At 62.3% G+C, this 19,400-nt stretch carries 20 protein-coding genes; 11 read left to right on the forward strand and 9 right to left on the reverse strand.

The features are described from left to right. Positions 1–147: 147 nt before the first annotated feature. The 7 genes from AC3WTO_RS10330 to AC3WTO_RS10360 form a co-directional block, all read right to left on the reverse strand. Positions 148–2,214 carry a vWA domain-containing protein gene (locus AC3WTO_RS10330; protein WP_492460608.1) on the reverse strand — a complete coding sequence of 689 codons (2,067 nt, stop codon included), beginning with the start codon at positions 2,212–2,214 and terminating at the stop codon, positions 148–150. Between the two features lie 2 nt (positions 2,215–2,216). Continuing rightward, positions 2,217–2,777 (reverse strand): RNA polymerase sigma factor, encoded by a 561-nt coding sequence (locus AC3WTO_RS10335; protein ID WP_492460609.1) that lies wholly within the window; start codon positions 2,775–2,777, stop codon positions 2,217–2,219. 106 nt (positions 2,778–2,883) lie between these two features. Next, positions 2,884–3,621 carry a dienelactone hydrolase family protein gene (locus AC3WTO_RS10340; RefSeq protein ID WP_492460610.1) on the reverse strand — a complete coding sequence of 246 codons (738 nt, stop codon included), beginning with the start codon at positions 3,619–3,621 and terminating at the stop codon, positions 2,884–2,886. 68 nt (positions 3,622–3,689) lie between these two features. After that, positions 3,690–4,949, reverse strand: coding sequence for a CynX/NimT family MFS transporter (locus AC3WTO_RS10345; protein ID WP_492460611.1), 1,260 nt, complete (start codon positions 4,947–4,949; stop codon positions 3,690–3,692). Positions 4,950–4,993: 44 nt separating this feature from the next. Beyond that, positions 4,994–5,671, reverse strand: a complete 678-nt coding sequence (locus AC3WTO_RS10350; RefSeq protein ID WP_492460612.1) for a FadR/GntR family transcriptional regulator — start codon at positions 5,669–5,671, stop codon at positions 4,994–4,996. A gap of 129 nt (positions 5,672–5,800) precedes the next feature. Beyond that, complete coding sequence (locus tag AC3WTO_RS10355; RefSeq protein WP_492460613.1) at positions 5,801–6,502, reverse strand: hypothetical protein; 702 nt, start codon at positions 6,500–6,502, stop codon at positions 5,801–5,803. A gap of 124 nt (positions 6,503–6,626) precedes the next feature. Next, positions 6,627–8,204, reverse strand: coding sequence for a trimethylamine methyltransferase family protein (locus AC3WTO_RS10360; RefSeq protein WP_492460614.1), 1,578 nt, complete (start codon positions 8,202–8,204; stop codon positions 6,627–6,629). A 258-nt stretch (positions 8,205–8,462) separates the two neighbouring features. Between AC3WTO_RS10360 and AC3WTO_RS10365 the strand changes: the two genes are divergently transcribed. Next, the gene (locus AC3WTO_RS10365) at positions 8,463–9,161 is read left to right on the forward strand and encodes a corrinoid protein (protein ID WP_492460615.1); all 699 of its coding nucleotides are present in this window, start codon (positions 8,463–8,465) and stop codon (positions 9,159–9,161) included. Positions 9,162–9,218: 57 nt separating this feature from the next. On the opposite strand, the gene AC3WTO_RS10370 is transcribed toward AC3WTO_RS10365, so the two are convergent. Further along, positions 9,219–9,356, reverse strand: a complete 138-nt coding sequence (locus AC3WTO_RS10370; protein ID WP_129414570.1) for an entericidin A/B family lipoprotein — start codon at positions 9,354–9,356, stop codon at positions 9,219–9,221. 147 nt (positions 9,357–9,503) lie between these two features. On the opposite strand from AC3WTO_RS10370, the gene AC3WTO_RS10375 reads away from it, so the two are divergent. The 8 genes from AC3WTO_RS10375 to AC3WTO_RS10410 all read left to right on the forward strand — a co-directional run bounded on the left by AC3WTO_RS10375 (position 9,504) and on the right by AC3WTO_RS10410 (position 15,915). Beyond that, on the forward strand, positions 9,504–10,133 hold the full coding sequence (locus tag AC3WTO_RS10375; protein WP_492460860.1) for a DUF1638 domain-containing protein: 630 nt from the start codon (positions 9,504–9,506) through the stop codon (positions 10,131–10,133). A gap of 104 nt (positions 10,134–10,237) precedes the next feature. Continuing rightward, on the forward strand, positions 10,238–10,816 hold the full coding sequence (locus tag AC3WTO_RS10380; protein ID WP_492460616.1) for a DUF4893 domain-containing protein: 579 nt from the start codon (positions 10,238–10,240) through the stop codon (positions 10,814–10,816). 133 nt (positions 10,817–10,949) lie between these two features. After that, positions 10,950–11,729 carry a formyl transferase gene (locus AC3WTO_RS10385; RefSeq protein WP_492460617.1) on the forward strand — a complete coding sequence of 260 codons (780 nt, stop codon included), beginning with the start codon at positions 10,950–10,952 and terminating at the stop codon, positions 11,727–11,729. A 53-nt stretch (positions 11,730–11,782) separates the two neighbouring features. Further along, entirely contained in the window at positions 11,783–12,694 is a 912-nt protein-coding gene (locus tag AC3WTO_RS10390; RefSeq protein WP_492460618.1) for a fatty acid desaturase, read from the forward strand. Between the two features lie 150 nt (positions 12,695–12,844). Then, the gene (locus AC3WTO_RS10395) at positions 12,845–13,147 is read left to right on the forward strand and encodes a virulence factor (RefSeq protein WP_379069821.1); all 303 of its coding nucleotides are present in this window, start codon (positions 12,845–12,847) and stop codon (positions 13,145–13,147) included. Further along, positions 13,140–13,781, forward strand: a complete 642-nt coding sequence (locus tag AC3WTO_RS10400; RefSeq protein WP_492460619.1) for a methylenetetrahydrofolate reductase C-terminal domain-containing protein — start codon at positions 13,140–13,142, stop codon at positions 13,779–13,781. The genes AC3WTO_RS10395 and AC3WTO_RS10400 overlap by 8 nt, the downstream gene beginning before the upstream one ends. Continuing rightward, complete coding sequence (locus AC3WTO_RS10405; protein ID WP_492460620.1) at positions 13,778–14,875, forward strand: methylenetetrahydrofolate reductase; 1,098 nt, start codon at positions 13,778–13,780, stop codon at positions 14,873–14,875. The genes AC3WTO_RS10400 and AC3WTO_RS10405 overlap by 4 nt, the downstream gene beginning before the upstream one ends. 74 nt (positions 14,876–14,949) lie before the next feature. Then, complete coding sequence (locus tag AC3WTO_RS10410; RefSeq protein WP_492460621.1) at positions 14,950–15,915, forward strand: methyltetrahydrofolate cobalamin methyltransferase; 966 nt, start codon at positions 14,950–14,952, stop codon at positions 15,913–15,915. A 135-nt stretch (positions 15,916–16,050) separates the two neighbouring features. On the opposite strand, the gene AC3WTO_RS10415 is transcribed toward AC3WTO_RS10410, so the two are convergent. Next, complete coding sequence (locus tag AC3WTO_RS10415) at positions 16,051–16,332, reverse strand: hypothetical protein (RefSeq protein WP_492460622.1); 282 nt, start codon at positions 16,330–16,332, stop codon at positions 16,051–16,053. A gap of 80 nt (positions 16,333–16,412) precedes the next feature. Between AC3WTO_RS10415 and AC3WTO_RS10420 the strand changes: the two genes are divergently transcribed. Both AC3WTO_RS10420 and AC3WTO_RS10425 read left to right on the forward strand, forming a co-directional pair. Beyond that, on the forward strand, positions 16,413–18,491 hold the full coding sequence (locus tag AC3WTO_RS10420) for an ASKHA domain-containing protein (RefSeq protein ID WP_492460623.1): 2,079 nt from the start codon (positions 16,413–16,415) through the stop codon (positions 18,489–18,491). A 111-nt stretch (positions 18,492–18,602) separates the two neighbouring features. Then, the gene (locus tag AC3WTO_RS10425; RefSeq protein WP_492460624.1) at positions 18,603–19,322 is read left to right on the forward strand and encodes a haloacid dehalogenase type II; all 720 of its coding nucleotides are present in this window, start codon (positions 18,603–18,605) and stop codon (positions 19,320–19,322) included. Positions 19,323–19,400 lie beyond the last annotated feature (78 nt).

Genomic DNA, 19,400 nt, shown 5'->3' on the forward strand with positions numbered 1-19,400 from the left:
TGCAGTGCGGTATCGAAACTGTTCGGCATTTTAACGACCGCCGAATAAGCTGGTAGTCGTCCCCGCCTGAGGCTGACGCGAGGAAGGTTGCGGACCAGCCGCAACCAACACTCCGGGCGGAAGCTTCTCCTCCTAACGGTGAAGCAATCACTTCATCGCCGCCGCCAGCCGCACCAGGGACAGGAACTCCGCCCGGTAGCCGAATGGATCGGCGCCACGCGCCGCGTTGGCGATCTCCTGGATGCGGTCGTAGCCGAATTTCGCGGTCGCATCCTCATTACGCAGCTTCTGCCCAAAGGCCGCGACGGCAATCGAGAAGCGCTGGTCGGTTTCGGCTGCATCGAACGACGACACCTCGTTGGCCGCGGTCACCGGCGTCGTGATCAGCTTGGACGTGTCCGCATCCGGCAGCTTGTAGCGGATCTTCACGAAGGCATACTCGTCCGCGTTCGCGACACCACCATTGCTGGTCGACGCTTCGCCGTAGCGCAGATCGTCGACCTGCGGCGTCGCACCTTTCGGCGTCAGCTCATAGATCGCCGTCACCGAATGGCCCGAGCCGATCTCGCCCGCATCGACACGATCGTTGTTGAAGTCTTCACGGTTGAGCGCCCGCGTCTCGTAGCCGATCAGCCGGTACTCCGAGACCTTGGCCGGATTGAACTCGACCTGGATCTTCACGTCCTTGGCAATCGGGAACAGTGTCGAGGAGGCACCTTCCACCAGCACCTTCTCGGCTTCGGCGAGTGTGTCGATATAGGCAGCCGTGCCGTTGCCGTTCTGGGCGATGGTCTGCATCATCTGGTCGTTGAGATTGCCGCGGCCAAACCCGAAGACCGAAAGGAAAACACCGGTCTCGCGTTGCTTTTCGATCAGCCGCTTCAGATCGTCGTCATCGGTCTGGCCGACGTTGAAGTCGCCATCGGTCGCCAGCATGACCCGGTTGATGCCGCCCTTGACGAAGGATTTCTGCGCCAGCCGGTAGGCTTCGCGAATGCCTGCTTCACCGGCTGTCGAACCGCCTGGCGCCAGATTGTCGATGGCCCGCAGGATCTTGTCCCTTTCCGACGCGCTGGTCGGCTCCAGCACGGTGCCGGCATCGCCGGCATAGGTGACGATGGAGACGGTATCCTCGGCCTTGAGCTTGTTGATCAGCAGGCGGAAAGCGGATTTCAACAGCGGCAGCTTGTCCGGCTCATCCATCGAACCGGAGACATCGATCAGGAAGACCAGATTGGCCTTCGGTTGCACCGCAGGCTGCATGTCGTAGCCTTTGATGGCGACATGCATCAGCTTGTGCTCGGCATTCCAGGGCGCCGGCATGACGCTGACTGTGGTGTTGAACGGCGTTTCGGCGTTGCTCGGTCCCTTCCAGTCATAAGGGAAGTAGTTGACCATCTCCTCGACGCGCACCGTGTCGGCCTGTGGCAACAGCCCATCCTTCAGCGAGCGGCGCACGAAGGAATAGGATGCGGTATCGACGTCGATGGAGAAGGTCGAGACCGGATCTTCCTTCGCCGAACGGACCGGATTGGTCTTGAAATCCTGGATGCGGTCGCGGTTTTCCTCGGCTGGCCGCATCGTGTCGGCAGGCATTGGCGCCGGGGCAATCGTCGGCTCCGCCATCGGCATGGCGTCGGCCGGCCGCGGCACCAACCCGGAGACGGCTTCACTCTCGCCCATAGGCATAGCCTGTTTCATCTCGGCGCTTTTCATCCGCGCGAACTCTCTGCGCGGGGCAGCCTGCGCATCGCCGTCGCGTGCAGCAGCCTCGGACTTTGCAGCTGCCGACACGGACGGAGCCGCCTTAACCTTGACATCTTCCATTGATGGCGCCGCAACCACCGGAGGCTGCGTCTGTGTATCCGGTTTCGCCGGTGCCGCCTTGTCGGCGAGCGTTTCGGTGACCGTGCCGCCTGCATCGAGCGCCGGACCGCCATCCTGCATCAGATGAAATGCCGCGTAGCCGGCAATCGGCAGTGCCACGAGACCGGCAATGGCCGGCGTGGCAATGAGTTTCTTCTGCATGATCTCTCTCCAGAGCGTAAGTGCTCGTAAAGTGAGACGCGGCCTCGTCGTCATTCCTTGGGTGACCGTTTCATCTTTTTCGTCGAAGGCCGTCATGGCCGCGGCGAGTGCGCGCGCACGCGCCTCCGCGCTTGGCCCCGGCAGTGCCGCATCGCGCAACTTTTTCAGTTTGTTGTCATCGACCATCGTCACACTTCCCCGGCTGAGCGCATCAGTGTCTTCAGCCGTTTCTTCGCTTCATGGATGTGCCATGAAACCGTCGCCTCCGAGATTGCCATCGTTTCGGCTGCCGCCGCGTGATTGAGCCCTTCGCCGTAAACCAGCAGCACAGCCTCGCGCTGCTTGTCCGGAAGCAGACGTACTGCCGCCCAGAGCGCATCGACCGGATCGGCTGCTTCCACGGCCTGCGCCTGCCCGACGATAAGGGCGTGGCTACCATACGCCTCCGTCTTGGCACTCTCTCGCGCGCTCTTGCGGGCAAGGTCACGCGCGGCGTTCAGGGTCATGGCATAGAGCCAGGAGGTGAAGGCGCTACCGCCGCGATAGTCGCGAATCGCACGACCGAGCCGGACACACACATCCTGGGCGATATCCTCGGCATCGGCCCTGCGGCCACACCAGCGATAGGCGACGCGATAGACAAAGTCATAGTGACGCCCGACCAACTGGCCGAACGCGTCCCTGTCTCCATCTCTGGCCCGCCCGATCAGCTCGCTGTCGGATGCCACGTCGTCCAGCATCATCGCCATCATTTGCCTGTTGGACGACGCCTATTGGCCAATCCTTGGGCGGATGGGAAGATTTTTTCGCAGAATGTCCGAGAAGGCGCTGGCGAACAGCGAAAAGGCGAAGCGATCAGCCCAGGGTTTCGCCGAAGAAGTCGATCAGCCGCTTCCAGTGGCGTTCGGCGCCGGCGACGTCGTAGACACTATGGTCGGGTACACACCAGCCGTGCTGCATGCCGACATAGTTCTCGATGACGTGATCCACCTCCGCTTGTCGCAGGGCCTGCGCCAGCCGTGCCGACTGCTCCGGCGGAAAGCTGCCGTCGACACCAGCCGAACCGACATAAACGCGCGCCTTGATCTTGGACGCGTTCGAAGCCGGGCTATCGGGCGCATCCGTGCCAAGCCGGCCGCCATGGAAACTCGCGGCTGCGGCGATCCTGTCCGGATAAGCCGCTGCCGCATTCAGCGCCCGGCCGCCACCCATGCAATAACCGACGGCGCCGATCAGACCACGCACGGCTTCGGCTTCGAGCGCGGCGATGAAGGCGCCGCTGTCGCGCGCGGTCATCTCCTGCGTCGTACCTCCAACCAGTGCCGTCAGTGCAGCCTTGCTCTTCTCCTCGACAAAACCGGTCTTGGCGTCGAACGGGCCATAGGGCGTGTTGCGATAGAACAGATCCGGCACCAGCACGGCATAGCCTTGCCCTGCGAGCCTCGTTGCCATGCCATAAAGCGCCGGACGAGGACCGAAGGCGTCCATGTAGAGGATGACGCCGGCTTTCACCTGGCTGTTGCGGAACACGGAAGCCCGCGCCACGCCATCCTGGGTTTTGATCGTGATGTCGCGCTTGCTGACAGATGGCACCGTCCGTCTCCATGTTTAAGATAGGAGCGGATAGATAGCGCGGGCACCGCGACAGGCAACCCGGATTGTTACCCTTCGCGGCGCTCCGTGCGCGCGCCGACCAGCAGCGCCCGGCCGGCCCCAAACCCCATGACGGCGACGCCGAGACCGAGAGCAGTGAAAAGCAAGGCAGAGGCAGAGAAACTGCCCGTCCAGCCGTGGATCAGCCCAACCAGCAACGGACCGATCGCGGCCAGCACGTAGCCTACCCCCTGCGCCATGCCGGAAAGATGCGACGCCACATGCGGGTCGGGCGAGCGCAAGACGATCATCGTCATAGCGGCGGCGATCAGGCCGCCCTGCCCCACCCCCTGCACGATGGCGAGCGGAAGCGTCATCGAGGTCGGCGCGAACAGGATACCGAGCAGTGCGACGACCGCGATCGCGACGAGAACGACGTTGACGAGACTCTGGTTGCGGCAGCGAACGGCGATCGGCGGCACCGCCAGGCAGGCGACGACCTGCGCCATCACCGACACCGAGACGATCGCGCCGGCTGCGGTCGCGTCAAAGCCGCGCTCGCGCAGGATCGGGGCAAGCCAGCCGAAGATGCTGTAGGCCAGTGCCGACTGCAGGCCCATGAACAACGTGACCTGCCAGGCCAGCCGGTCGCGCCAGAGTCCTGTGACACGGAAACCGCTGTGACTTGCCGTGTGGCGGCTGGCAAATGCCTGCGGCGCCCACAACAACAGCACCGCGAAAGCCGGTACCGCCCAGGCGGCGAGCGCTGCCGACCACGAACCCGCGATGTAGTGTTCGATCGGCAGCGTTAGTCCCGACGCCGCAGCCGCGCCGGCACACAACGCCATCGTGTAGAGCCCGGTCATCAAAGCCATGCTGTCCGGGAAGTCTCGCTTGACCAGGCCGGGCAGCAGCACATTGCCTACGGCAATCGCCGCACCCGCGATGAAGGTGGCCGCGAACAGGATCGGCGCGGACCCGAAGCCGCGCAAAGCCGTGCCCAGCGTGACGAGCGCCATGACGCCGAGCAGTGTGCGCTCGGCGCCGTAGTATTGCGCCAGCCTGGGGGCGAACGGAGCAAAGATGCCCAGGCAGACCACCGGCAGCGTTGTCAGCAGCGAAGCACCGGTGCTGGAAAGACCGGTTGCCTGCATCATCTCCGGCAACAGCACCGAGAGGCTGGAGAACAGCGGGCGCAGGTTGAAGGCGATCAACACCAGGCTGGCACCAAGAAGGATACGCGCCGCCGGGCTTGCGAGCCCCGGCGCTTGCGGCGGCGGCAGGCTGTCTGCTTCGGCGTCGACAAGCTGATCGTCGATACCTGTCATGGCAGCTTTTCCAGCCAGAGGGTCGATTTGACGGAAGGTCTGGTTCATTGCGCGAGATGCCGGTCGAGTTGTGAAAGCACGGGTGCCATGAACGCGCGAACGGCAGCGCCGGCGCGGTCCGGGTCGCCGGACGCGATAGCCTCGACGATCTGTACGTGCATCGGGGCGTCCGGCTCCGGCAGGTCGCCCGCCAGCGTTGCCTGGATGGTCTCGGCAATCGCTGCCGTGAAGAAATCGTAGAGCTCGACCATTGCGCGGTTGCCCGACATCGCCACGATCGCTTTGTGGAACGCGAGATCGCGGCAGACGAAATTATGCTGCCCGCTTTCGGCAACGGTACCGCGCTCCGCGAGCAGGCGATTGAGTTTCTCGATGTCGGCCGGCGTGTATCGGAGGGCCGCCAATCGCGCGGCCTCGACATCCAGCGCCGTCCGCGCTTCCCATTGATCGCGCAGGCAAGCCCGCTTGACCCGAACCAGCGCCGCGGTCGGATCGACCGCCGAGCGCACATAGGTACCCGACCCTTGCCGCGTTTCGAGCAGCCCCTGTGAAACCAGCGCCCGCACCGCTTCCCGCACGGTGCCGCGGCTGACCGAAAGCTGGCCGGACAAGGCAGCCTCATTGGGTATACGGGTTCCGACCGACCAGTGTCCGCCGAGAATTTCCGCGCGCAGGCTTTCAGCGGCGCTGTCCGTCAGATTTGTGCGGCTGGCAGGTTGCATAGGGTTACTCATCAAGTCATCGGATGACTTGATGAGTAACCCTGCACCAGATCGGGGTCAACCGTCGGCCGACCGAAACGATTGGACCAGATCGGTCTCGTGGCCGGTCACGGATGCGCGGAGATCAATCTACCGCGGTGAAAGCTCAGCAAAACTCGCCATGTGAAAAGCCTGCACGCCTGCGGGATAGCGATATTCCACTCCATAAGGACACGCGTTGCGATCCAGGCAGCCGCCGGACCGACATGACTCGCCATCCGCTCCGCGAACATGGGCAAGACAAGCCTGATAGGCAAAACCATCGCCCGAATGGGCATCGACCGGACAGGCTTTCAGGCAAGGTTTTCCGACACATAGGTCGCAAAGATGAATCGGATTGCGAACATCTTGAATCGGAAGCTTATCGGCAAACAGCAGCGCGCCCCGATAAGCATGCCACAGGCCGTATTCGGGATGCATCAGGATGCCGAGCGGTGACGGCTTCAGGCCCTCTGCCCGCATCGCCCATTGCTGGAACGGCTGGTAAGGTTTGTCGGACGGATAGACAGACGTCGCTCTAAATTGGGCTGCGACACCGTCGATGACTTCCCGTGACCATGTGTCGAGCGGGTTTCGCGGATCTTGGGGCTGCCGTTGCCGCCACCGCATAAAGTGCGGCCAGGGCGCAGCACCGGCCTGACCGATCAGAAGAACGGATTTCGGCGGCCTGCCATCCGCGCCTGCCGGCACAGTGTCGCCATCGCCAAAAGCAAAACCGCCGCGCAGGATCAGACCATGCGCGGCGAGTTCGATCGAAATCTCTGGCAGGCTGGCCAGATGGTGGCTTCTCACGAGGACCCGACCTTCATTGGCAAACGACCGGGCATCACTTCTTGCCCGGATCGGAAAAAGCGCTCCGCCAGACTTCCTTGTGAATGATGCTGGCCACTTTAGCCCGGCCTGAATCGGGCTCCTTTCAAGTGAAGGCGTCGGGCATCGACTCCTTCTTCTTGGTGATGAAAGCTTGCAGCGCCTCATCGATCCCCTGGTCGAGATCCGGTGCCTCGTAGCTTTCCAGCCAGCGGCGGGCCAACTCATTGGCGCGTTGCGGCGCGGTCTTCTCGCCCTCGGCCAGCCACTGCTCATAGGAATTGTTATCGGCGATCGCCGACCGATAGAAGGCAGTCTGGAAATTGGCCTGGGTGTGGTCGCAACCGAGATAGTGGCTGCCTGGGCCAACCTGGCGGATGGCGTCCATCGCCTGGCCATTCTCCGACAGATCGACGCCCTCGGCAAATTTCTGCTGCATGCCGAGCTGGTCGATGTCCATCATGAATTTCTCATAGCAAGAGGCCAACCCGCCCTCGAGCCAACCGGCCGAATGCAGTACGAAATTGGTGCCGGCCAAGATGGTCGAATTCAGCGTGTTGGCGCTTTCGTAAGCCGCCTGCGCGTCCGGGACCTTGGAAGCGCACAACGAACCGCCGGTACGGAACGGCAGACCGAGGCGGCGCGCCAGTTGCGCGGCGCCGTACGAAACCAGGGACGGCTCCGGTGTGCCGAAGGTTGGCGCGCCAGACTGCATCGAAATTGACGAAGCGAAAGTGCCGAACAGCACCGGAGCGCCCGGCCGGATCAGCTGGGTGAAGGACGCGCCGGCCAGAACTTCGGCAAGCACCTGCGTCAGCGTACCGGCGACAGTCACCGGGCTCATCGCGCCGGCCAGGATGAACGGGGTGACGATGCAGGCCTGGTTGTGGCGTGCGTATACCTTCAACGCCCCGAGCATCGTCTCGTCGAACACCATCGGAGAATTGGCGTTGATCAGCGAGGTCAGCACCGTGTTGTTCTCGACGAAGTCGTCGCCAAACACCAGCTTGGCCATCGCGACGGTGTCTTCGGCACGTTCCGGCGCCGTGACGGAGCCCATGAACGGTTTGTCCGAATATTTGATGTGCGAATAGATCATGTCGAGGTGACGCTTGTTCACCGGCACATCGACCGGCTCGCACACCGTGCCGCCCGAATGATGGATCGACGGCGCCATATAGGCGAGCTTCACGAAATTGCGAAAATCCTCGATCGTCGCATAGCGGCGGTTACCGTCGAGGTCTCGCACGAAGGGCGGCCCATAGACGGGAGCGAAAACCGTGGCATTGCCACCGATCTGCACCGAGCGTTCGGCATTGCGCGCATGCTGGATATATTGCTTCGGAGCGGTCTTGAGCAGCGAGCGGCAGAGCCCGCGCGGAAAGCGGACGCGCTCACCCTTCACATCGGCGCCGGCCTGCTTCCACAGCTGAAGCGCTTCCGCATCGTCGCGGAATTCGATACCGGTTTCTTCCAGCACCGTGTCGGCATTCTTCTCGATCAGCGCCAGGCCTTCCTCGTCCAGCACTTCGTAGACCTTGATCTGCCGCCGGATATAGGTGAGCTGCTGACCGGGGCCGCCGCCTGTTCGCGCGGCACGCCGTGCCGCGGCGCCGCCACGGTCGCCGCGCCCTCGCCTGCCGCCCGCCGCCGCTTCCTGATCGACTGCCGCGTTCTCGCTCATGATCGTTCTTCCTTGAAATCCGTTCGACCGCCTCGCGGCGGCTGCTTTCCGGATCGTAGTCATGCACCCTATCCGAAACGGCCAGCGAGCGCCAAGGTCTGTCGCAAAATCGACAAGCAGAACAACAGATTCCCGGTCGCTTTCCTTTTGCGGAAAGTCGCAAATCAGCTATGGATGCGCGTCGCCGCGCGATAGGTATTGATGCGACGTTCAGTGCCTTGCGACGAGGTCGTGCGGCCGTAGGGAGATGGATCAAAAATGTCCGACGACGAGATCATCCTGTCCGAACTCTCCGACGAGGAACTCGTGCAGCAGATGCACGACGATCTTTATGACGGCCTGAAGGAAGAGATCGAGGAAGGCACGAACATCCTTCTGGAGCGAGGCTGGGCACCTTACGCGGTCCTGACCGAAGCGCTGGTCGAAGGCATGCGTATCGTCGGCGAAGACTTCCGCGACGGCATCCTGTTCGTGCCGGAAGTGCTGCTTTCCGCCAATGCGATGAAGGCAGGCATGTTCATTTTGCGCCCCCTGCTCGCCGCCACCGGCGCTCCCAAGCAAGGCAAGCTGGTGATCGGCACCGTCAAGGGCGACATCCACGACATCGGCAAAAACCTGGTCGGCATGATGATGGAAGGCGCCGGCTTCGACGTCGTCGACCTCGGCATCAACAATCCGGTCGAGAAGTATCTGGAGGCAATTGAGCAGCATCAGCCTGACATCATCGGCATGTCGGCACTGCTCACAACCACCATGCCTTACATGAAGGTGGTCATCGACACGATGAAGGAAAAGGGCATTCGCGACGACTACGTCGTGCTGGTTGGCGGCGCGCCGCTCAACGAGGAATTCGGCAAGGCCGTCGGCGCCGACGCCTACTGCCGCGATGCGGCTGTTGCAGTGGAGACCGCCAAGGACTTCATGAAGCGCAAACACAACGTGCGCGCTTCAGCCTGACGAAAAAAGGCCGCGCCTTGCGACGCGGCCTTTTTGTTACCAGATTTGGGGAGCCGGTCAGTTTTTGACCGTGTCCTCGACAGCGCGGGCAGTGCCTTTGACGTCCTTGCCGACGCCGCGGACCGTATTTGCACAGCCAGAAAGTACGAGCGCCACGGCAATGACGGCGAGCGGTGCAACGCGTGACAGTTTCATGGACGGTGTCTCCCTTATGGTGATGTAACGATCATCAACGCAAAGGGATGGACAGGGTTCCAAGCGATGCGAAACAGCAATGTCGGAGTGATCCACATGGCGACACGAGAAAAGCTCGACCCCACGGCCATCGCCGATGCGGTGGTCATGGCCAATGGCGAAATCCCTTCGACCGTTCCGCTGCCCGAGCGTGTACGCGTCATCGCATGCGGCGCGATCGCCCGCGAAGTCCTCGCGGTCTGCAAGGCCAACCATCTCGACCATGTCGACCTGATCTGCCTGCCGGCGATCTGGCACGTCTATCCCGACAAGATCGCCCCCGCGATGCGCGAGGCGATCGCCAAGGCGCGGACAGAGGGCTACAGCCGCATCTTCATCGGTTATGCCGAGTGCGGCACGCGGGGCGAACTCGACAAGATATGCGAGGAAGAAGGCATCGACCGCATCGGCGGGCCGCACTGCTATGCCTTCTTCAGCGGCAACGAGGCATTCGCGAAACTGACCGAGGACGAGTTCACCGCCTTCTACCTGACCGACCTGATCACCCGGCAGTTCGAAGCTTTTGTCATCGAGCCCCTGAAACTCGACAAACATCCTGAACTCAAGGAAATGGTGTTCGGCAATTACACCAAGATTGTCTATCTGGCGCAGACCGATGACAAGGCGTTGCAGGAAAAGGCGAAATGGGCCGCCGACTATCTGGGCCTGGACTACGAATACCGTTTCACCGGCTATGGCGATCTTGCCCCCGCGCTTCTTGCGGCCGCCGAACACTGATATCGGCGCAACGGCTCGTTCGGCAAACATTCCCCGATCGCTGGACTGGTTTTCTGTCGCTCGCACGGGCTATAACGCCGTCGTCGAGATACAGGGGACACGACATGCATCTGCGCGCCTTCCTACTTGCGGCCGCCACCGTCCTGTTTGCGGGAAATGCCCTGGCAGACGGCGCGGTGCAAAAATTGATCACGGCTGCGGATAAAGCCCGGCTGGCCAAGTACGAGGAAACACGCAAGACCGCACTTGCCGAGGCCAAGGCGGGTCTGGCCCGTGAGGTGGAAGAACTCAATACCGTGCTTGCACGTCCGGTCGTCGCCTTTTCGGACAAGGACCTCACTGGCAACTGGCAATGCCGCACCATCAAGGCCGGCGGCAACTTTGGCCCGCTGGTCATCTATGATTGGTTCAAGTGCCGCGTCACCGATGATGGTTCGGGCTGGATGCTGGAAAAGACCAGCGGCTCGCAGCGTACCAAGGGTCGCTTCTACGACGACGGCGAGAAACGCTCCATCTATCTCGGCTCGGGCTTTGTTGCGGGGGAAAAGGTGCAACGTTATGGCGCTGGCCCGAAGACCGATCAGGTTGGTTATGCCTTCCGCACGGGCCCGGACGCATGGCGTATCGAATTCCCGGCGCCCTACTATGAATCCAAACTCGACATCATCGAATTCAAGCGCTGACCGGTTGCGGTCCTTGAGCGAGCGCTGACATAAAGGATTAACCGGCTCGGCCGAGAATATTGACTGGGGACTGAACTTTCTACCTGTGCAGCGAGCGCAGCCGGCAAAGTTCTAAAAGGCTGGACTTCCAAGGATGAACGAGGCTGCAGGCACGGCACCCATCGTCGTCGTCACAGAGGGCGGCGGCCATATCTGGGCCATCGTCAACGCCATAACCGAGCGTTTCGCCAACGTTACCGTCATCCTCGAAACGCCGGTTTCCAAATGGTCGTTGCTCAAGCGGCGTGCCAGGCGGCAGGGATGGATCTCCGTTTTCGGCCAGATGGGTACGATGGTGCTGGTGCGCCTTGGCAAACGCTTCGGCGCAGCGCACGCGGCAGAGATTATCGCTGAATACAATCTCAAGACCGAGCCAAGTCCGGATCAGAACATTGTTCACGTCTCGTCCGCCAACGCGCCGCAGGCAATTGAGGCCATAGCCGCCATCAAACCCGGTGTCGTGTTGCTTGCCGGCTGTCGCGTAATGACCCGGGAGACCCTCGCCTCCATCTCTTGCCCGGTCATCAACTATCATGCCGGCGTCAATCCGAAATACCGCGGCATGAACGGCGCCTACTGGGCGCTGGTGAACGACGATGCCAAGAATTTCGGCACCACCGTGCACCTCGTCGATGCCGGTGTCGATACCGGCGCCGTGTTGCGTCATACGCGCGGCAATCCAGGCCGCGGCGACACCATTTCATCCTATCCGCTGCGCCAGGCGGCAATTTCGCGAGACGCCTGCATCGACGTGATCGAGAGGATTCTGGCGGGCCGCATCGAGCCTTTCGACCCTCGGCTGCCGTCGCAGATCTGGTTTCATCCAACGGTCTGGTCTTATGTGTGGACCGGGATACGCCGCGGCATCTGGTAGGCCAGCAGCCGCCTTCCGTTTACGTTACGGCACGCCGGCATTAAGGTTCCCGCATGGCTGAGCTCGACCATCGGCAGATCATCGCGTCCCTTTCGGCCGACGATCGACGTGAATTGACCGAAAAGCAGGACACTCCAGGGATCTTGCGGCTCGCGATTCACGGCGGATCGATCCTGTTGCTCGCTGCCCTGATCCTGTCCAGGGTGCCATTCTGGCCGGCGCTGATGCTGCCGCTCGGCATCCTCATCGTCTTCCTGTTCACGCTGCTGCACGAAACGATCCATGAGACGGCCTTTCGCACCGAACGCCTGAATCGCCTGGCCGCCACCGGTTCTGGCTTCCTCATCCTGTTGCCGCCGGCCTGGTTCCGCTACTTTCATTTCGCTCATCATCGCTACACGCACGACCCGGAAAATGATCCGGAACTGATGAGTCCGAAGCCTGAGACGATTGCCCAATATCTGCGCTACCTGTCCGGCTGGCCTTACTGGAGCGGCATGGCCAAGGTCGTCGTGATCAACGCTTCTGGCCGCAACGCCGATTCCTTCGTACCGGAGAAAGGCCGCGCCAAAGTGATTGCCGAGGCGCGTTGGTTTCTCGCCTTCTATGCATTGCTGCTTGGCGGTTCACTCACCCTACAATCGACTGCCCTGCTGTGGGTCTGGGTCATGCCTGTGTTGATCGGCCAGCCCTTCCTGCGGGCCTACCTCCTGGCCGAACACACGCGCTGCCCGCATATCGCCAACATGCTCGAAAACACGCGCACCACCTTCACCACCAGCATCGTGCGTTTCGTTGCATGGAACATGCCCTACCATGCCGAGCACCACTCTTATCCGGCAGTGCCGTTCCACCGTCTGCCGCGGTTCCATGAAATCATCGCCGAGCATCTGCGCTCAACCGAACGCGGCTATATGCGTTTCCACCGCAAGCTGGTGAGCGATCTCGGCAAACACGACGTTTAGAAGCCGCCGCGTGGTGCGTTGAACCCGGCGGGCACTCTATCGTTTTGCGACATTCGAGCGCGTCGTTTTTGAAGGCGCGCGCGTCGTCTGATGAGAAGCGGGGTATTCCCGCTTCCGGCAATGCTCACATCATTGAAGGAAGACTGAAAAATGGCCGATCTGATCGTCGTTTACTGGCGCGACATTCCCGCCCAGGTCATCGTGAAAAAAGGCAGGCAGAACGCCAAGCGCGAACTTCCGTTGCGCTTCACCGAGGCGATCGACATGGCCGCCATGCGTTCGGGCGCGGCCGAAACCGACGCCTATCTGGCCGAATGGCGCAAGGCAGACCCTATCCCGGTCGGCGACGATCTCGAGGCGGAAGTGGAAAAGGCGGCGGCGGCCATCGACGCGGATTACAGCCGGGAGCGATTGGTCGCTCTCGCAAAGGCAGGCGGCAAGGAAAATGTCTGACACCCAGCCGACACCGAATACCGGCTCCGCAAGCGCCGCAGCGGCATCATCCGCTGGCGTGACGCAAGCGACCTTGGTGCGCAAGGCCGCACCAAAGAGCGACTACAAGCCTGCCGACGTGTCGCCACAGCGACGCGTGCAGAGGTCCTATTCGGTGCGGCTCTGGGCGATCCGTCATTCGAAATTGCTGGAATGGTTCTACAGGCGCTTTGCAGACGCGTTCCTGCTGCTGCATCCGGTCTGGAAGGGCTTCGGCTACGGGCGCGTCGAAGCGCCGGTGAAATTCGTCGAAAAGCGCGTGAAGGGCTTGATGTTCGATTGCCGCATGTGCGGCCAGTGCATCCTGTCTTCCACCGGCATGTCCTGCCCGATGAACTGCCCCAAGCAGTTGCGCAACGGCCCCTGCGGCGGCGTACGCGCCAACGGCAATTGCGAGGTCGAACCCGACATGCCCTGCGTCTGGGTCAAGGCCTGGGAGGGTTCGCGCAACATGGTCAATGGCGATGCCATCCTCAATGTGCAGAAACCGGTCGACCAGTCGCTGCGGGAAACCTCGGCCTGGCTGCGTGTGACCGCTCAGGCCGCAGCAGCGCGCGACGCGGCCAAGACAGCCGATACCGGAGCAACCGCATGAGCCCGCGTCCGCCCCAGCGTGACGAAAATCCCGAGGGCATCCATCTGCCGCTGGAACGCCTGCCCGGCCATTCCTCGCGCGGCCGCCTCGAACGTGTGCTGCGCCGCGGCGAGTTCGCGGTGACCACCGAGCTCAACCCGCCGGACAGCGCTGATCCGGAAGACGTCTACAACCGTGCCAAGGTGTTTGATGGCTGGGTCGACGCGATCAACGCGGTCGATGCCTCCGGCGCCAACTGTCATATGTCCTCGGTCGGCATCTGCGCGTTGCTGACCCGCATGGGTTATGCCCCGGTCATGCAGATCGCTTGCCGCGACAAGAACCGCATCGCCATCCAGGGCGACGTTCTTGGCGGCGCGGCGATGGGCGTGGCAAACATCCTCTGCCTCACCGGCGATGGCGTGCAGGCCGGCGATCAACCCGGCGCCAAGCCGGTATTCGATCTCGATTCCATGTCGCTGCTCGAAACCGTCCGCATCATGCGCGACAACGGCAAGTTCCTGTCTGGCCGCAAGCTGACGACGCCGCCCCAGGTCTTCCTCGGCGCCGCGATCAATCCATTTGCACCTCCCTATGATTTCCGCCCGATCCATCTCGGCAAGAAGATCGCCGCCGGCGCGCAGTTCGTGCAGAGCCAGTATTGCTTCGACGTGCCGATGTTCAGAACCTTCATGCAGAAGGCCAGCGATCTCGGCCTGACCGAAAAGGTCTTCGTCCTGGTCGGCGTCGGTCCGCTGGCCTCCGCCAAGACAGCGAAATGGATCCGCTCCAACGTGCCGGGCATCCATATCCCCGACACCGTGATCAAGCGCCTCGAAGGCGCTGAAGATCAGAAGAAGGAAGGCAAGAACCTCTGCATCGATATCATCAATGAGGTGAAGGAAATTCCAGGCGTTTCGGGTGTCCACGTGATGGCCTATCGCCAGGAGGAATATGTCGCCGAGATCGTCGATGAATCCGGCGTCCTCAAGGGACGCCAACCCTGGAAGCGTGAGGTTCGAGCCGACGACGCAATGGTGGCTGCGCGCCTCGGTCACATCCTGCATGACGACGTCACAGAAACCCAGGTTGACATGGTGAAGACCGCGCATTGAAGCGACGGACATCATTCGCTTGATCCACATCAGAAACGATATAAAGAAGTCTTTATATCCGGAGGGAGTTTGAAATGACCCGCACCATCGTCGCTTCGGCGACACGCGAAATCGTCATCGGTTTCGACCAGCCCTTCTGCGTTATCGGCGAGCGCATCAACCCGACCGGTCGCAAGAAGCTGGCCGCCGAGATGCAGGCCGGCAATTTCGAGACCGTCATCAAGGACGCGCTGGAGCAGGCCGCCTGCGGCGCCACCATGCTGGATGTCAACGCGGGCGTGACATCAGTCGACCCCAATGCGACGGAGCCCGGTCTTCTGGTTCAGACCCTGGAAATCGTACAGGGTTTGGTTGACCTACCGCTCTCGATCGACTCCTCGGTCACCGCCGCGATCGAGGCTGGCCTCAGGGTCGCCAAGGGCCGCCCTCTGGTGAATTCGGTCACCGGAGAGGAAGAGAAGCTGGAAGCCATCCTGCCACTGGTGAAGAAGTACAATGTGCCGGTGGTTGCCATCTCCAATGACGAGACCGGCATTTCGATGGATCCGGACGTGCGCTTCGCCGTTGCCAAGAAGATCGTCGAACGTGCCATGGACTACGGCATCAAGCCGGAAGACGTTGTCGTCGATCCGCTGGTCATGCCGATCGGTGCGCTCGGTGATGCCGGACGCCAGGTCTTCGCGCTGCTGCGCCGCCTGCGTGAAGAATTGAAGGTCAACACCACCTGCGGCCTCTCCAACATCTCCTTCGGCCTGCCGCATCGTCATGGCATCAACGCCGGCTTCATCCCCATGGTGATCGGCGCCGGCATGACCTCGGCGATCATGAACCCCGTTCGCCCGCAGGAAATGGAAGCTGTCCGCGCAGCCAACGTGCTCAATGGCACCGACAAGGACTGCATGACCTGGATCAAGACCTACAAGGACTACAAGCCCGGCGAACATGCCGCTCCGGCGCCGGTGGCCGTCAATGCTCCTGGCGATGCTGCAGCTGGCGGACGTCGTCGCGGCGGGCGCGAGGCAAGAAGAGCAGTCGGGTAAGCCGTGACCTTGATCGCATCGCCCACCGGCGTTCAGTGTCTGGAGCACTTTCAGCAAAAATGCTCAGCGTTTTTGCGTCCGAAATTGCCTGAAGACCAGGCGCCGGAGCGTTCCCTCGTTCCCGCAGAAAGCGCTCTAGTCCTCGGCCTTGCTGCCGCCAAGCACAAGGTTGAAGACGAACACGCCGGCACAGCCGCCCAGGATGCCGCAGAGCAACATCGAGGCAACGCCGGCTGCGTCCGTGGGACGGGATGGGAACAGATAAACGATGGTCGCCGTCGAAGCGATGATCGCCGCCGCAAGATAGTGCGGATACCGGGTCCAGCTGCCCTTGCTGATGCGCACCGCAAGCATGCCGGTGGAGACCGCCGACAGGGCGGATGGCAGCAGGGCGAGCAGAGAAAAATCCGGCTTCATCGGCAGGTGCGCCTTTTTGACAGGTCTTGCCTCTATCCGATTTTCGCCAAGGCGGCGTTAACATTGATGGTGTCGAAGCGATGAACGCGCCTGTCAACTCCACCGATCCCCTCGTCCTGTTCATGCCGTCCGGCAAGCGCGGGCGCTTCCCGGTCGGCACGCCGGTGCTCGATGCGGCACGCCATCTCGGCGTCTATGTGGAATCGGTGTGTGGCGGGCGTGCCACCTGCGGGCGCTGCCAGATCGAAGTGCAGGAAGGCAATTTCGCCAAGCACAAGATCGTTTCCTCGCTCGACCACATCTCGCCGAAAGGTCCCAAGGAAGAACGCTACGAACGCGTGCGCGGCCTGCCCGAAGGCAGGCGGCTGTCCTGCTCGGCCACCGTACAGGGCGATCTCGTCATCGACGTGCCGCAGGATACGGTGATCAACGCCCAGGTGGTGCGCAAGGCAGCCACCGACCGTGTCATCGAGCGCAACTCGGCGGTGCAGATGTGCTATGTCGAGGTCGAACAGCCCGACATGCACAAGCCGACCGGCGACCTGGAGCGCCTCAAGGCGGTGCTGCAGAGCGACTGGGGCTGGAAGGACCTGCGCGTTGCGCCGCATCTCATCCCCGAGGTCCAGAAGATCCTGCGCAAGGAGAACTGGGGGGTCACGGCGGCGATCCACAAGGATATGGAATTCTCCCGCGCGACGGTGATCGCGCTTTATCCCGGCCTCAAGAACGAAGCCTACGGCATCGCCTGCGACATCGGCTCGACGACGATCGCCATGCACTTGGTCTCGCTTTTGTCCGGCCGTGTCGTCGCCTCGTCCGGCACCTCGAACCCGCAGATCCGCTTCGGCGAGGATCTGATGAGCCGTGTCTCCTATGTGATGATGAACCCCGATGGCCGCGAGGCCATGACCAAGGCCGTGCGCGAGGCGGTCAACACGCTGATCGGCAAGGTCTGCGAGGAAGGCGGCGTCGACCGCCACGACATCTTCGACAGCGTCTTTGTCGCCAACCCGATCATGCACCACCTGTTCCTGGGCATCGACCCGACCGAACTCGGCCAGGCGCCTTTCGCGCTCGCCGTTTCCGGTGCCGTGCAAGGCTGGACCAACGACATCGGCATCGACGTCAACCGTGGCGCGCGCTTCTACACATTGCCCTGCATCGCCGGCCATGTCGGCGCCGATGCCGCCGGCGCAACGCTGTCCGAAGGTCCCTACCGGCAGGACAGCATGATGCTGTTGGTCGATGTCGGCACCAATGCCGAGATCGTGCTCGGCAACCGCAACCGCGTCGTTGCCGCATCCTCGCCGACAGGCCCGGCTTTCGAAGGCGCGGAAATCTCGTCCGGCCAGCGCGCCGCGCCCGGCGCCATCGAGCGCGTGCGCATCGATCCCGAAACGCTGGAGCCGCGCTACCGGGTCATCGGCACCGACAAATGGTCCGATGAGGAAGGCTTCGAGGAAGCGTCTTGGACCACCGGCGTCACCGGCATCTGCGGCTCGGCCATCATCGAGGTGGTGGCGGAGATGTATCTCTCCGGCATCATTTCGGAAGACGGCGTCGTCGACGGCTCACTGATGGCAAAGAGCCCGCGCATCATCCAGAACGGCCGCACCTTCTCCTATCTGCTGCGCGAAGGCCGCCAGGGCGAACCGCGCATCACGGTCACCCAGAACGACATCCGCGCGATCCAGCTCGCCAAGGCCGCCCTTTATGCCGGCGTCAAGCTGCTGATGGAAAAGCAGGGGGTCGAAACGGTCGACACCATCCGCTTTGCCGGCGCTTTCGGGTCCTTCATCGACCCCAAATACGCCATGGTGCTCGGGCTCATTCCCGATTGCGACCTGTCGGAGGTGAAGGCCGTCGGCAATGCCGCGGGCACAGGCGCCCTGATGGCGTTGCTCAACCGCGACCACCGCCGCGAAATCGAACAGCAGGTGGCGAAGATCGAAAAGATCGAAACCGCGCTGGAGCCGAATTTCCAGCAGCTGTTCATCGATGCCATGGCCTTGCCGAACAAGGTCGACCCCTTCCCCAAGCTTTCCGAACAGGTCAAACTGCCGCCGCGCAAGACGGCAAGCGACGACGGCGCGGCCGGGGATGCGACACCGCGCCGGCGTTCCCGCGAGGAACGAGCCGCCCGGCGCAATCGCGAATAGTTTTCTTACCGTCCCCGGAGCGTTTCCGCTTTTCACGAAACGCTCTAACTCTTTGTTATCACGCAATTCCGAACGCTGATCATCGTAGGAATCGCAAATAAGGAGCGGATAATGGCGGTTGAGGCCCTCATCTTCGATGTCTTCGGCACCTGCGTCGACTGGCGCACGGGCGTTGCCCGCGAAGCTGCGGCTGCCGGCGCCAGGAAAGGGCTGGAGATCGACGGCATCGCCTTCGCGGATGCCTGGCGGGGACTCTACCAGCCGGCGATGCAGGAGATCCGGTCCGGCCAACGCCCCTATACCGATCTCGATGTGCTGCATCGCGAGAACCTCAACAGGACACTCGAAGATTTCGGCATTGCCGCGCATTTCGGCGACGACGATCGCGTGGCGCTCAATCACGCCTGGGAAAAATTGCCGCCGTGGCCGGATGTCGTTCCCGGCCTGATCCGGCTGAAGGCCAGCCGGATCGTCGCGCCATGCTCGAACGGCTCGATCGCGCTGATGACACGGCTGGGCAGGTATGGCGCCCTGCCCTGGGACTGCATCCTCGGCGCCGGCATCGCGCATGCCTACAAGCCCGACCCGCGCGCCTATCTCGCCGCCTGCGAAGCGCTGAGGCTCGAGCCTGCGCAGGTCATGATGGTCGCCGCGCACAACAGCGACCTGTCCGCGGCGCGCGACTGCGGACTGAAAACTGCCTTCGTGGCCCGACCCCAGGAACATGGCGTCGGCCAGGTGACCGACCTCAGGGCGACCAGCCACTGGGATGTCGTTGCCGCCGATTTTCCCTCGCTCTCGGCGCATCTGGACATGCGCCATCACGACTAGCGGCGCTGGAGCATTTGTAGCCAAGTGGGATCACTTGGCGTTACAAAATGCGGCGAAAACAAAACTGAGAGCGTTTGT

This window comes from Mesorhizobium sp. EU05-FHT14A09 (assembly GCF_058790995.1).

Coding starts and splice junctions, on each gene's coding strand:
- AC3WTO_RS10405 (WP_492460620.1), top strand. CDS start 13,778: ATGAGCCCGCGTCCGCCCCAGCGTGACGAAAATCCCGAGGGCATCCAT.
- AC3WTO_RS10410 (WP_492460621.1), top strand. CDS start 14,950: ATGACCCGCACCATCGTCGCTTCGGCGACACGCGAAATCGTCATCGGT.
- AC3WTO_RS10420 (WP_492460623.1), top strand. CDS start 16,413: ATGAACGCGCCTGTCAACTCCACCGATCCCCTCGTCCTGTTCATGCCG.
- AC3WTO_RS10330 (WP_492460608.1), bottom strand. CDS start 2,214: ATGGTCGATGACAACAAACTGAAAAAGTTGCGCGATGCGGCACTGCCG.
- AC3WTO_RS10390 (WP_492460618.1), top strand. CDS start 11,783: ATGGCTGAGCTCGACCATCGGCAGATCATCGCGTCCCTTTCGGCCGAC.
- AC3WTO_RS10385 (WP_492460617.1), top strand. CDS start 10,950: ATGAACGAGGCTGCAGGCACGGCACCCATCGTCGTCGTCACAGAGGGC.
- AC3WTO_RS10365 (WP_492460615.1), top strand. CDS start 8,463: ATGTCCGACGACGAGATCATCCTGTCCGAACTCTCCGACGAGGAACTC.
- AC3WTO_RS10425 (WP_492460624.1), top strand. CDS start 18,603: ATGGCGGTTGAGGCCCTCATCTTCGATGTCTTCGGCACCTGCGTCGAC.
- AC3WTO_RS10345 (WP_492460611.1), bottom strand. CDS start 4,949: ATGACAGGTATCGACGATCAGCTTGTCGACGCCGAAGCAGACAGCCTG.
- AC3WTO_RS10335 (WP_492460609.1), bottom strand. CDS start 2,777: ATGGCGATGATGCTGGACGACGTGGCATCCGACAGCGAGCTGATCGGG.
- AC3WTO_RS10415 (WP_492460622.1), bottom strand. CDS start 16,332: ATGAAGCCGGATTTTTCTCTGCTCGCCCTGCTGCCATCCGCCCTGTCG.
- AC3WTO_RS10350 (WP_492460612.1), bottom strand. CDS start 5,671: ATGCAACCTGCCAGCCGCACAAATCTGACGGACAGCGCCGCTGAAAGC.
- AC3WTO_RS10380 (WP_492460616.1), top strand. CDS start 10,238: ATGCATCTGCGCGCCTTCCTACTTGCGGCCGCCACCGTCCTGTTTGCG.
- AC3WTO_RS10395 (WP_379069821.1), top strand. CDS start 12,845: ATGGCCGATCTGATCGTCGTTTACTGGCGCGACATTCCCGCCCAGGTC.
- AC3WTO_RS10370 (WP_129414570.1), bottom strand. CDS start 9,356: ATGAAACTGTCACGCGTTGCACCGCTCGCCGTCATTGCCGTGGCGCTC.
- AC3WTO_RS10360 (WP_492460614.1), bottom strand. CDS start 8,204: ATGAGCGAGAACGCGGCAGTCGATCAGGAAGCGGCGGCGGGCGGCAGG.
- AC3WTO_RS10375 (WP_492460860.1), top strand. CDS start 9,504: ATGGCCAATGGCGAAATCCCTTCGACCGTTCCGCTGCCCGAGCGTGTA.
- AC3WTO_RS10400 (WP_492460619.1), top strand. CDS start 13,140: ATGTCTGACACCCAGCCGACACCGAATACCGGCTCCGCAAGCGCCGCA.